The sequence below is a fragment of the Shimia gijangensis genome, from assembly GCF_900142085.1.
GTDB classification, from domain to species: Bacteria; Pseudomonadota; Alphaproteobacteria; order Rhodobacterales; family Rhodobacteraceae; genus Shimia; species Shimia gijangensis.
Window position 1 is genome coordinate 44295 of sequence record NZ_FQZQ01000001.1, and the last position, 12709, is coordinate 57003.

Consider the following 12709-nt stretch of genomic DNA (forward strand, 5'->3'; position numbering starts at 1 on the left):
AAGGTGTGCCGCGCGCGGCAGGTAATGAACAGAACAAGGAGATTCCCAAATGAGCGTGACTGAACTTCGTCCCAACCTCGATTTCTGGCAAGAACGCGTCGACATGGCCGCCGCATTTCGCTGGACCGCCCGGCTGAACCTGCACGAAGCCGTGGCCAACCATTTCTCACTGTCGGTGAACGACGATGGCACCAAGTTCCTGATGAACCCGAACCAGGTGCACTTTAGCCGCATCAAGGCCAGCGATCTGTTGCTGCTGGACGCCAATGACCCGGACACATTGAACATGCCCGGCGCGCCGGACCCAACCGCCTGGGGTGTGCATGGCAGCCTGCACCGGTTCTGCCCGCACGCGCGTTGCGCTATGCATGTGCATTCGATGCATTCCACAGTTCTTGCCAGCCTGGCCGATTCCAATATCCAACCGATCGATCAGAATACCGCGACATTCTATAACCGGTATGTGATCGACGAAGAGATGCAGGGTCTGGCTTTTGAGAACGAAGGCGAACGTCTGGCCAAATTGTTGACCGACCCCAAGAAGAAAACCGTCATCATGGGCAACCATGGCGTTTTGGTGCTGGGTGACACGGTGGCCGAGACGTTCAACCGGCTCTACTACTTTGAGCGCGCCGCCGAGACCTATATTCGTGCGCTGCAAACCGGCCAGCCGCTGCGCGTGTTGAGCCATGAGGTTGCCGAGAAGACAGCACAAGAGCTTGAGGATTACCCCGAGCAGGACGTGCGCCATCTGGCAGAGCTGAAAGCGATCCTGGACGAAGAGGGATCGAACTACGCGAGCTAAGCCGGTCCAGAGACTGTTTTTATCCAATAGGGGAGGATTGGATATGAGCGATAAGGACGCAATGCAGGACATGAGCCGGGAGTGGAACTACCACCCCGAGCTCCCTCTGCGGGATTCGTCGATCTTTCACTGGCCACCCCGGCCCGGCCATTTGCTGCGCTGGGTTGGGCGCAACTGGCTGACCCTTAGTGAACGGGTGATGATGGTTGGGCTCGCCGTGTTGCTATGGCTGTTCGTCTACCCGTCACTGGAGACGGCGCAGAGCTTTGCCTTGGGCTGGATTGCGCAGGTCTGGGTGGCAAATTTACTGTTGATCTTTGCCAGCGCGGGCGGGCTGCACTGGTTCTTTTACATGCGCAAGGGTCAGGGCAAAAAGCTGAAGTTTGAACGCCGTGATCAAGGCAAAAACAACAAGCTGTGGGATTTCAGCGATCAGGTGAAAGACAATATGTTCTGGTCGCTGGGCTCTGGCGTTTTGCAACTGACCGGCTTTCAGGTGGTGACCATGTGGTTGATGGCCAATGGCTATACCCCCGTCATCACCTTTGCCGAGGCCCCGGTCTGGTTCATCGCCTTTCTGATGATCCTGCCGATGTGGTCGGCGTTTCATTTTTACTGGGTGCACCGGCTGTTGCATCAGCCGTTTTTGTACAAACGCGTGCATGCCTTGCACCACCGCGACGTCAACATCGGCCCTTGGTCCGGATTCTCGATGCATCCCGTTGAGCACTTTATCTATCTGACCACACTGTGCATCCACTGGGTGGTGGCGAGCCACCCGATCCACCTGTTCTTTCATATCGTGTTTCAGGGGCCGGGTGCTGCGATGACCCACACCGGCTATGAAGATCTCTTGATACGGGACAAACGGCGGCTAGCATTGGGGACGTTTTATCACCAGCTGCATCACCGCTATTACGAGTGTAACTACGGCAATCAGGAAATGCCCTGGGATCGTTGGTTTGGCACCTTCCATGATGGATCGACCGACGCCACGGACGAAACCCGCGCACGCAAGAAACGCATGTACAGCAAAGGCTGATATCAGTGACTATCACGGCGTAATTCGCGTGGGGTGGTGCCAAACTCCTGCTTGAAAGCACGGGTCATGGCGGCGGGGTTTTCATAGCCAGACCGCAATGCAATTTCGGCCACGGTCAGGTCGGTTTCTGTCACCAGTTTGCGTGAGAGATTGAGCCGAAGGCGGCGATAGACCTGTTGCGGGGTGGCGCCAAGGTCAGCCATCATTCGCGCCTCAAGCGCCTTTTGGGTGCGGCCCGACCGGCGGGCCACTTCGGCGATCGGTAGTGGCTCTTCCAGATGTTCCTGCATCACCGCCAGCGCGCGGTTGACCACACGGCTGGCGGACCCTGCCCCACCGGCATGGCTGCGCGCAGAATCGCGAGTCATGAACAGATGCGACACCTCAAGCGCGAGTGCCTGCCCGTGGTCACGCCCGATCATATGCAGCACCAGATCAAAGGCCGCCATTGCACCGGAACAGGTCACCCGGTCACGGTCGATAACAAAACGTTCACGCGCGGTGTCAACCTCGGGGAAACGTTCCTCGAAACTGGTCAGCTCTTCCCAGTGGATGGTGGCGCGGTGCCCGTCCAGCAAACCGGCCTCGGCCAGCAGCCAGCTGCCGGTGTCCAGCCCGGCCAGCGCGGTGAACCGTTTCGCCGAGGCGCGCAGGGCGGCCTGCGTGGTCCAGCCCGCGTATTGCTGAAACCCGTAAGACGGCATCACCGCCAAAAGATCACCGGATGCATCATTCAGGCGGCTGTGCGGGGCCACCTGTAATCCACTCGAGCTTTCGGCATTGCGTCCACTCAACGTCAGGAACTGCCAGTCATAAAGGGGCCTGCCCGAAAGCGTGTTGGCTGCGCGCAGCGGTTCGACCGTATTGGCCAGACAATGGTTCGAAAACCCGTCAAACAACAGGACCCCGATATGCTGCACAGCAGCGGAAGTTTTCGACCATATTCGCATGATTTACCTCTAATTCCGCATGATATAACCCGTCAAGAGTCGTAATCCTGTGTGAAATCGAAAAGGAAGCGCGCCATGCATTTTGGAATGACCGAAGAACAGGCCATGATCGTCGATACGACTCGGGCTTTTGTGGAAAATGAACTCTACCCGCACGAGCTGGAAGTTGAGCGCACCGGCCATCTGGACATGGACCTGATCCGTGACATCCAGAAAAAAGCGATGGAGGCTGGCCTTTATGCGGCCAACATGCCCGAAGAAGTGGGTGGCGCGGGTCTCGATACACTGAGCTGGCTTCTTTATGAAAAAGAACTGGGCCGCGCCAACTATGCGCTGCACTGGACCGGTGTTGCGCGCCCGTCGAACATCCTGCTCGCAGGTACGGAAGAGCAGAAAGAAAAATACCTCTACCCTTGTATGAAGGGTGAGAAATGGGACTGTCTGGCGATGACCGAGCCGGGCGCCGGATCGGACCTGCGCGGCATGAAAGCCTCGGCGCGTCAGGATGGCGATGACTGGATCCTGAACGGCACCAAACACTTCATCAGCCACGCCGACATTGCCGACTTTTCGATCGTGTTCATGGCTTCGGGCGAAGAAGACACGCCGCGCGGGCCAAAGAAAAAGATCACCGCGTTTTTTGTCGACAAGGGCACGCCCGGCTTCACCATCCGCGAAGGTTATCGCAATGTGTCGCACCGCGGCTACACCAACGCCGTGCTGGAATTCGACGATTGCCGCCTGCCGTCCTCTGCCATTCTGGGTGAGGTCGACAAAGGCTTTGACGTGGCCAACACATGGCTGGGCGCCACCCGTCTGCAAGTTGCTGCCACCTGTCTGGGCCGCGCCGAACGCGCATTGCAACACGCCACCGAATACGCCGCCGAGCGTAAGCAGTTCGGTCAGCTGATCGGCAAATTCCAAGGGGTCTCGTTCAAGCTGGCCGATATGGCGCTGGAGCTGAAAGCCGCTAACCTGCTGACATGGGAAGCCGGTTGGAAATTCGATCAGGGCACAGTGACCGAGACCGACATGTCGATGGCCAAGCTGAAGGCCACCGAAATGTTGGCATTCGTAGCGGACGAGGCGATCCAGATTCACGGCGGCATGGGCCTGATGGACGAGCTGCCGCTGGAACGCATCTGGCGCGATGCCCGGGTTGAACGCATCTGGGAAGGCACCAGTGAAATTCAGCGCCACATCATCAGCCGCGAAATGCTCCGTGCGCTTGGCGCTTAAGGATTTAAGCCTCCGGCGGGGATACTTGGGCCATTTGGAAGCCATTCAGTCGTTGCTTCCAAATGGTGGTCAATATCCCCGCCAGAGGCTCCGGCATTTTCCACTCTTGCGAGGTTTCCATTGAAACGCGATCTTTCGAGACTATTTCGCCCTAAAACCATTGCTGTAGTTGGCGGCGGTGCCTGGTGTGCACTGGTGATTGAACAGTGCCACAAAATGGGATTTGACGGGGAAATCTGGCCAGTGCATCCCAAGGCGGACACTGTGGGTGGGTTGCCCGTATACAAAGATGTGGCTGCTCTGCCAGAGGCGCCGGATGCGACCTTTATCGGCGTGAATCGCTTTCTGACGATTGAGATTGTGGCCGCATTGTCGGCGCGTGGCGCAGGTGGTGCAGTGTGCTTCGCTAGCGGGTTTCTTGAGGCTCAGGCCGAGGATGCCGAAGGTGCAGACTTGCAGCAAAGATTGCTGGAAGCCGCCGAAGACATGCCGTTTCTTGGGCCAAACTGCTATGGCTTTGTAAACTATCTGGACGGCGCACTTTTGTGGCCCGATCAACATGGCGGCGTTGCCTGCGACACCGGGGTGGCGATTGTCACCCAAAGCTCAAACATCGCGATCAACATGACCATGCAGATGCGTGGGCTGCCGGTGGCCTATGTCGTAACGGCTGGTAATCAGGCTCAGTCTGGCGTTGCGCATATTGGTGAGGCACTATTGGACGATCCACGGGTGACGGCTTTGGGTCTTCACATCGAAGGTTTTGGGGACCTGAGAGCATTTGAATCTCTTGCCAAAAAGGCCAACGATTTGGGCAAGCCGATTGTTGCCCTGAAAGTTGGAAAATCGGACCAGGCGCAGGCTGCGACCGTATCTCATACGGCCTCGCTGGCGGGCGGGGATGCTGGGGGCGCTGCGGTTCTAGCGCGTTTAGGAATCGCCCGGTTGAATTCCATCCCGGACTTTTTAGAAACTTTGAAGTTGTTGCATGTGGTTGGGCGGCTGCCGTCCACGCGAGTCGCCTCAATCAGCTGCTCGGGCGGTGAAGCCAGTCTTGCCGCCGACACCGCTCACGGGCGGGATGTGTTTTTCCCACCATTGAATGCCCAGCAAAAGACGGATCTGCGCGACGCCTTGGGCCCTATGGTCGCCTTGGCCAACCCACTGGATTACCACACCTATATCTGGCGTGACGCCGAGGCGATGACCAAGGCCTGGGGTGCAATGATGGACCCCTCGTTGGCGTTGACCATGCTGATCGTGGATTTCCCGCGTCCGGATCGATGTGACCCACGTGATTGGGACTGCGCAGTGAAAGCAGCGATTGGTGCTAAGAATATGCGCAACGCCAATGTGGCCTTGGTCGCAACGTTGCCGGAACTTATCACCGAGGACATTTCAGATGTCCTGATTGAGGCTGGGGTTGTACCACTTGCAGGGCTAAGCGAGGCAATTTCCGCCTGCGAAGCGGCTGCGATTCAGATACCAGATGAGATATTGCCGATTTGCCTGCCGACAAAGACTGTTTCACCTGATCTTGTCCCGGAAGCAGAGGCGAAAGCACGTCTGGCGGCCTATGGGTTACGCATTCCAAGAGCAACGAGGTGTGACAGCGCGGCCGGGACTGGCGTTGCAGCGGAAATGACTGGCTACCCGGTTGTTCTCAAAGGCGAGGGTGTCGCGCATAAAACCGAGGCCGGGGCTGTTGCACTGAATTTGACGGATGGCGATGCCGTCATCCAAGCGGCGCAATGCATGCCAACGGATCACTTTCTGGTGGAGGAAATGATCACCGGAACTGTCGCTGAGTTGTTGATCGGCGTTGTCAAAGACCCGGCACATGGCTTTGTTATGACACTGGCGGCGGGCGGCACGTTGACTGAAATACTGGAGGACAGCGCCAGCCTGCTTTTGCCTGCTCCAGGTGCCGCGATTGAAACTGCCCTGAACGGCCTGCGTGTGGCTGGGTTGTTGGATGGATTTCGCGGTGCACCGGCGGCGGACCGTGCGGCGATCCTGAAAGCAATTCGTGCGGTCGAAGCATATGTCCTTGCCAATGCCGAAGGACTTGAAGAAATTGAAATCAACCCCCTGCTGTGTACCGCCGATGACGCGATTGCAGCAGACGCCCTGATGCGACGGAAGGACTAATTCATGAGCGACTCACCTGTAAAAACGCGCCGCGAAGGTGCTATTCTCGAGATCACACTAGACCGCCCAAAGGCCAACGCGATTGACCTTGCGACCAGCAGAATCATGGGCGAGGTTTTCCGTGATTTTCGCGATGACCCCGAATTGCGCGTTGCGATTCTGACAGGTGGTGGCGAAAAGTTCTTTTGCCCCGGTTGGGATTTGAAGGCTGCGGCTGACGGTGACGAAGTTGACGGGAACTATGGCGTCGGTGGATTTGGTGGCCTTCAGGAACTGCGTGACATGAACAAGCCGGTGATTGCTGCAGTAAACGGCATTGCCTGTGGTGGTGGCCTGGAATTGATGATTTCAGCAGACATTATCATTGCCGCAGAGCACGCGAGTTTTGCTTTACCGGAAATCAGATCGGGCACCGTGGCGGATGCGGCCAGCATCAAGCTGCCCAAACGAATTCCATACCATATCGCCATGGATCTCTTGCTGACTGGTCGCTGGTTTGATGTTGAAGAAGCCAATCGTTGGGGGCTGGTGAACGAGATTGTACCAGCCGATAAGCTGATGGATCGCGCCTGGGAGCAGGCCCGCCTTTTGGCAAGCGGTCCGCCGCTGGTATATGCCGCCATCAAGGAAGTGGTGCGAGACGCAGAAAATTTGAAATTCCAGGACGCGATGAACCACATTACTCAGCGTCAGCTGCGGTCGATCGATGTGCTTTATTCGAGCGATGACCAGCTTGAGGGCGCGCGCGCCTTTGCTGAAAAGCGCGATCCCGTCTGGAAAGGCAAGTAATCAGTCTCAGGCTTTGCGGAAAAGCGCGATATAGACGGTGTCATCCTTGTGGCCGTCTGTTGCGCTTTCTCCGTAAATCCGGACTTCTGGCAGGTGCAGATCTGTGATTTGGCCGTCGAGGTCTTGCAATTTGGCTTTGAACCCCTTCGCGTCATAATGGACGGTGTTGATCGAAAGCGCCAACAGACCACCGGGTTGGGTGATGCGCAGCAATTCGTCAAATGCCTCGGGACCAACATGCCCGTTCGTGAAGGTGCCAGAACTGACAACGCCCGCATAAGTGTCGTCTTCGACGGCTAGGCGTGCAGTCAGATCTCCAGCGAAAAGGGTTCGATAGATCGACTTGGTCGCAGCAACGTTCAGCATTTCTTGTGAAATGTCCGTGGCATCAACCGGTCCGATATTCAGCGCGATGAGCTCTTGTCCACAAAGCCCGGTTCCGGCGCCCACATCCAACACAAGGCCTGTTCCTCCCTCATCCTTGTAGGCCTGTGCCACAAGTAGCGGCAAAAGGTAATCATGCGCCTGGGCAAAGGTCTGATCATAGGTTTCCGCCCAATTGGCATAAAGGCGGCGCGAATCCTCGGGGGTTTCCAGAGCATAGGCCCCATCGAGGCTTGGGTTTTCGGTGTCTTTGTCTGTCATATGTGCAGTGAAGCGCGTGACAATGTCTCACGCAAGGGTTTCTCTTGCGAATAGGGCAGAGGAAATGCAATTTGCGCCCATGACCAAAACACTACTTTCACTGGGACATGGGTTTTCCGCGCGCGAATTGGGTCGCCAGTTGGTGCCACAGGGATGGCGCGTGATTGGCACTACCCGCAAGATTGAGAACTTTGCTGCGTTTGAAGCCGAAGAGGTCGAGCCGCTTTTGTGGCCTTGTGATCTTGAACAAGCACTTCAGGGTGTGACGCATCTTTTGACGTCGGTAGCACCGGACAGCGATGGCGATCCGATTATGCGTCATCACCGGGCCGCTATTGAGGCGGCGGCGCCTCAACTTGAATGGGTTGGATATCTGTCGACAACTGGTGTCTACGGAGATCACGATGGCGGTTGGGTCGACGAAGACTCGCCTACAGATCCTGCCACGATCCGTGGTCAACGCAGAGTTCTGGCCGAACGCGAGTGGTTGAATACGCCGGGCCTGCCAGTGCATGTGTTTCGACTTGCTGGAATTTATGGTCCGGGCAGGGGGCCTTTTGCCAAGCTGCGCAAAGGTGTAGCGCAGAGAGTTATCAAGAAAAATCAGGTGTTTAGCCGCGCGCATATCGAGGATATTGCGCAAGTTCTGGAGGCATCTATTGCCGCGCCGAATCCTGGAGGGATCTACAATGTCTGTGACGATGATCCCGCCCCACCACAGGATGTGATTGAATATGCGGCCGAGTTATTGGGGATGGCACCGCCCCCTGCGGTGCGGTTCGAAGACGCAGAGATGAGCCCGATGGCGCGGAGTTTTTATTCCGACAGCAAACGTGTGCGCAATGACCGGATCAAAAATGAGTTGGGTATTGTGCTGAAGCATCCGACCTATCGGGCGGCGTTGCGGGCCATGCTTGAGGTCGAGCAGAGCTAAGCGGTGGGGCTATTACCCCCACTCCCCAGTGTATTTGTGGCAAGATGAAGCTCTCAGGCGCGTTTGGTGCCTATTTGGGCAATGCCCAATGCACTGAGTACTTTGGCTTCGATCTGTTCGGCATTCATAGCAGCCACATCATACATGTCACGCGGATTTGCCTGATCGATAAAGATGTCCGGCAAAACCATAGAGCGAAATTTCAACCCGTCATCAAACACGCCGTTTTCTGCCAAAAGCTGTGCCACATGAGAGCCAAAGCCTCCAATAGCACCTTCTTCGATGGTGATCAGTGCCTCGTGGCCATGTGCGAGGTCCAGAATCAGTGCCTCGTCCAGAGGTTTGGCAAATCGGGCGTCCGCAATGGTCGGCGTGATGCCTTTGGCCGAAAGGGCCTCGGCGGCTTTTCTTACTTCGTCGAGACGGGTTCCTAAGGACAACAATGCAACACGTTTGCCTTTTTGGATCATCCGGCCTTTGCCGATTTCCAATGGCTCCCCGCGCTCAGGCATTTCGACGCCAACGCCTTCACCACGTGGGTAACGGAAAGCAATTGGTCCCTCATCATGGGCTGCGGCCGTGGCCACCATGTGCACCAGTTCTGCCTCATCCGCGGCGGCCATCACGACCATGCCTGGAAGATTGGCCATAAAGGCGATGTCAAAACTGCCTGCATGGGTGGCGCCATCTGCGCCCACCAGACCGGCACGGTCGATGGCAAAGCGCACGGGCAAACGTTGGATCGCCACGTCGTGCACAACCTGGTCATAACCGCGCTGAAGAAAGGTCGAATACATCGTGCAGAACGGTTTCATGCCGCCTGCTGCTAAAGCGGCCGAGAATGTCACACCATGCTGTTCGGCAATGGCGACGTCAAAGCACCGGCTGGGATAGCGTTCGGCAAACAGGTTAAGACCGGTACCATCAGGCATCGCAGCCGTCACCGCGCAGATTTTGTCGTCGCGGGCGGCTTCATCCACCAATGCGTTGCCAAATACAGTTGTGTAAGACGGCGCGTTGGAAGGCGCTTTGTGCTGCTTGCCTGTCAGAACGTCGAATTTCGCAGTGGCGTGACCCTTGTCACGTGCGGCCTCTGCGGGGGCATAGCCTTTGCCCTTTTTGGTGATGATGTGCAGCATCACCGGGCCCGTCGCGCGCTGGTGAATGGTCCGTAGTACCGGCATCAACTGGTCCATGTCGTGGCCGTCAATCGGGCCGACGTAGGAAAACCCAAGTTCTTCGAACAAGGTCCCACCAACGGCCATGCCCTTGATCATTTCCTTGGCGCGTTTGGCGCCTTCACGGAAGGGTTCCGGCAGCAGCGACACAGCACCCTTAGCGGCAGCGCGCAGCTCTTGAAAAGGCTCTCCTGCATAGAGGCGTGACAGATAGGATGACATGGCCCCGACAGGTGGCGCAATCGACATGTCGTTGTCGTTCAGCACCACAAACAGACGCTTGTCCAAGTGGCCCGCGTTATTCATCGCTTCAAAAGCCATACCCGCCGAGATGGATCCATCGCCAATCACCGCGACGGCATCACCAAGACCACCTTCGCATTGGCCACCCAGATCGCGCGCGACAGCGAATCCCAAAGCCGCCGAGATCGAAGTCGATGAATGTGCGGCACCAAAGGGGTCGTAAACGCTTTCGCTGCGTTTGGTGAAGCCCGAAAGGCCATCTTTCTGGCGCAAGGTTCGGATACGGTCGCGCCGCCCAGTCAGGATTTTATGCGGATAACATTGGTGCCCCACATCCCAGATAATCTTGTCACGTGGTGTATCAAACACCGCATGCAACGCTACGGTCAGCTCAACCACGCCCAGGCCTGCGCCCAGATGTCCGCCGGTTTCTGATACTGCAGACACAGTCTCGGCGCGCAATTCATGCGCTATCTGAGCCAGCTCGGAATCCGAGAACTGCTTCAAATCTGCCGGGCGGTCCACTTTATCCAAAAGCGGTGTGTCGGGTCTGGCTGACATCACAGGATGCCTTTCTGTCTTAGCTATCGCGCGAAATAACGAAACGTGCGGCTTCCCGCAAGGTCGTGGCCTCATTCCCGTATATATCCAAAGCGTCGCAAGCGTCATTCACGAGTTCGCGCGCGCGCGCTTTTGCCCCGTCAAGCCCGAGCAAAGACACGAAAGTGGCTTTGCCCGCATCCGCATCCTTGCCAACGGCTTTGCCGACCTTATCGGCATCGCCTTCGATATCCAGGATATCATCGGCAATCTGAAAGGCGAGTCCAAGGTCGGTGGCATAGCGTTGCAATGGGGCTGTGTCAGACCGGGCCATGACTGCACCTGCCATTGCCGACCACGCAATCAACGCCCCGGTCTTTCCAGCCTGAAGGGTGGTGATTTCCTTCAAAGTCAAAGGTGTTTTTGCGGTTTCGGCTGCAATATCAAGCGCTTGTCCCAAAACCATACCTTGCGCACCAGCGGCGCGGGCTAAGGTCAATGTCAGATCGGCGCGTACAAGAGGGTCAGGATGGCACTCAGGCCGGCTCACGCATTCAAACCCGAACGTCTGCAGTGCATCACCCGCCAACACTGCGGTCGCGTCATCCCATTTGACATGTACGGTTGGCTGCCCCCTGCGCAGGGCATCATCGTCCATGCAGGGCAGATCATCATGCACCAGCGAATAAGCATGGATAGCCTCAATAGCAGCGGCAGGCCAAATCGCGTGATCCGGTGACACACCATGTAATCGCGCACTTTCCAAAACTAAAAAGGCGCGCAACCGTTTGCCACCCGCGCTCGCATAGCGCATGGCGTGGATCACGGGCAGATTGCCCAATGATCCCATTGTGGCATCCAGATGCGCCTGCACCTGTGCCGCAGCATCCATAAGGCGGGATTGAAACACTCAGAGACCTTCGGCAGGCTTTAGGCCAGTGGCGTTTCCGTCACCATCAAGGGTAATCGCCGCAACCTTTTCTTCGGCCTCTTTCAGCTTGGCTTCACAACGCTTTTTCAACTCGGCTCCGCGCTCATACAGCGCGATTGATTCCTCAAGCGCCACGTCGCCGCGTTCCAACTGGCCAACAACTTTTTCCAGCTCGGCCATGGCCTGTTCAAAGCTCAATTCGCTTACGGACGTGTCCGTCATGCGCCATTCTCCATCAATACGCTCACATGTGCGGCGGTCGCTGCCGCCAGTGCCGAAAGATCATATCCGCCTTCCAGAGTCGAGACAACGCGGCCCTCGCAATGATCCGCCGCCAGACCACAAATTTTCTGCGTCAACCAAGCGAAATCCTCGGTGCTCCAATTAAGCTGCGCCAACGGGTCAGCTTCGTGTGCGTCAAATCCCGCTGACACTATGATCAACTGAGGCTCATAGCGATCGATCACTGGCCAGACCTGAGCGTCATATGTGGCGCGCATCAGCCGACCATCGCTGTGTGGAGGCAACGGCAAATTGTGAATATGGCCATGTCCACCGGTTTCCTCAGCCATACCAGTCCCCGGCCAAAGTGGGTTCTGATGGCTCGATACAAATAACGCACGCGTTTCGTTCCACAACAATGCTTGCGTGCCGTTGCCGTGGTGAACATCGAAATCAACAATAGCCACGCGTTCCAACCCATGGCGCTCAATGGCGTGGCGCGCGGCGATGGCGGCATTTCCGAACAGGCAAAACCCCATCGGTGTGCTTTGTTCGGCATGATGGCCCGGAGGGCGGCACGCGACAAATGCGTTTTGCACTTCACGGTCCAAAACTGCATCAACGGCCGCGATATTGGCGCCAACCGCTCGCCGTGCCGCCTGAACCGATCCAACGGACATATGTGTGTCCGCATCTAAAGCCCTGCTTCCCTTGAATGGTTCTGCGGCAAAGATCGTGTCCAGATGGCTTTGGGGATGGCACAACAGAATATCGTCATCGTTACACAAAGGTGCTTTGCGTCGGTCCAATTTGTCAAAGGCTTCGGACGACAATGCGTCATTGATATACTGCAATCGCGCGACCTGCTCGGGATGGCCCGGGGGCGTGCGGTGTTCCAGACAATCGGAATGAGTGTAAAATGCGGTGGTCATTGAGGCCCCTGTTTCTTCGTTTCAAAATACTTTCACCGAAGGCAATAAAAGGGGAACGTACCCCGCCTTTTGTCCGCTCGCGGCGAAAGTAATCGGCGGCCCGTCAGG

At 56.9% G+C, this 12709-nt stretch carries 12 protein-coding genes; 6 read left to right on the forward strand and 6 right to left on the reverse strand.

What is annotated here, in order from left to right:
* The first annotated feature begins 49 nt into the window (after positions 1-49).
* On the forward strand, positions 50-805 hold the full coding sequence (locus tag BUC32_RS00190) for a class II aldolase and adducin N-terminal domain-containing protein (RefSeq protein WP_073248193.1): 756 nt from the start codon (positions 50-52) through the stop codon (positions 803-805).
* Positions 806-848: 43 nt separating this feature from the next.
* On the forward strand, positions 849-1847 hold the full coding sequence (locus tag BUC32_RS00195) for a sterol desaturase family protein (RefSeq protein ID WP_245815102.1): 999 nt from the start codon (positions 849-851) through the stop codon (positions 1845-1847).
* Between the two features lie 2 nt (positions 1848-1849).
* Here the strand turns inward: BUC32_RS00195 and BUC32_RS00200 are convergent, their stop codons facing one another.
* Positions 1850-2797: a GlxA family transcriptional regulator gene (locus BUC32_RS00200; RefSeq protein WP_073248195.1), complete on the reverse strand. Its 948-nt coding sequence runs from the start codon at positions 2795-2797 to the stop codon at positions 1850-1852.
* A gap of 75 nt (positions 2798-2872) precedes the next feature.
* Between BUC32_RS00200 and BUC32_RS00205 the strand changes: the two genes are divergently transcribed.
* From BUC32_RS00205 to BUC32_RS00215, 3 genes are all read left to right on the forward strand, one after another.
* Complete coding sequence (locus BUC32_RS00205) at positions 2873-4036, forward strand: acyl-CoA dehydrogenase family protein (RefSeq protein ID WP_073248197.1); 1164 nt, start codon at positions 2873-2875, stop codon at positions 4034-4036.
* A 120-nt stretch (positions 4037-4156) separates the two neighbouring features.
* A complete protein-coding gene (locus BUC32_RS00210; RefSeq protein ID WP_073248199.1) occupies positions 4157-6187 on the forward strand; it encodes an acetate--CoA ligase family protein in 2031 nt (676 codons plus the stop codon).
* Between the two features lie 3 nt (positions 6188-6190).
* Positions 6191-6976: a carnitinyl-CoA dehydratase gene (locus tag BUC32_RS00215; protein ID WP_073248201.1), complete on the forward strand. Its 786-nt coding sequence runs from the start codon at positions 6191-6193 to the stop codon at positions 6974-6976.
* Between the two features lie 6 nt (positions 6977-6982).
* Here the strand turns inward: BUC32_RS00215 and BUC32_RS00220 are convergent, their stop codons facing one another.
* A complete protein-coding gene (locus BUC32_RS00220) occupies positions 6983-7621 on the reverse strand; it encodes a class I SAM-dependent DNA methyltransferase (RefSeq protein WP_073248204.1) in 639 nt (212 codons plus the stop codon).
* 79 nt (positions 7622-7700) lie between these two features.
* Here BUC32_RS00220 and BUC32_RS00225 point away from each other — a divergent pair, with 79 nt between their 5' ends.
* Complete coding sequence (locus BUC32_RS00225) at positions 7701-8555, forward strand: SDR family oxidoreductase (RefSeq protein ID WP_073248666.1); 855 nt, start codon at positions 7701-7703, stop codon at positions 8553-8555.
* 53 nt (positions 8556-8608) lie between these two features.
* Here BUC32_RS00225 and dxs read toward each other — a convergent pair whose 3' ends face one another.
* From dxs to BUC32_RS00245, 4 genes are read right to left on the reverse strand one after another with little or no spacing between them, the layout of a single operon-like run.
* The gene (dxs, locus tag BUC32_RS00230) at positions 8609-10537 is read right to left on the reverse strand and encodes a 1-deoxy-D-xylulose-5-phosphate synthase (RefSeq protein WP_073248206.1); all 1929 of its coding nucleotides are present in this window, start codon (positions 10535-10537) and stop codon (positions 8609-8611) included.
* Positions 10538-10556: 19 nt separating this feature from the next.
* A complete protein-coding gene (locus BUC32_RS00235) occupies positions 10557-11408 on the reverse strand; it encodes a polyprenyl synthetase family protein (RefSeq protein WP_139280606.1) in 852 nt (283 codons plus the stop codon).
* Positions 11409-11426: 18 nt separating this feature from the next.
* Positions 11427-11669, reverse strand: coding sequence for an exodeoxyribonuclease VII small subunit (locus BUC32_RS00240; RefSeq protein ID WP_073248210.1), 243 nt, complete (start codon positions 11667-11669; stop codon positions 11427-11429).
* Positions 11666-12601 (reverse strand): histone deacetylase family protein, encoded by a 936-nt coding sequence (locus tag BUC32_RS00245; RefSeq protein WP_073248212.1) that lies wholly within the window; start codon positions 12599-12601, stop codon positions 11666-11668. Before BUC32_RS00245 ends, BUC32_RS00240 begins: the two co-directional genes overlap by 4 nt.
* Between the last annotated feature and the right edge of the window lie 108 nt (positions 12602-12709).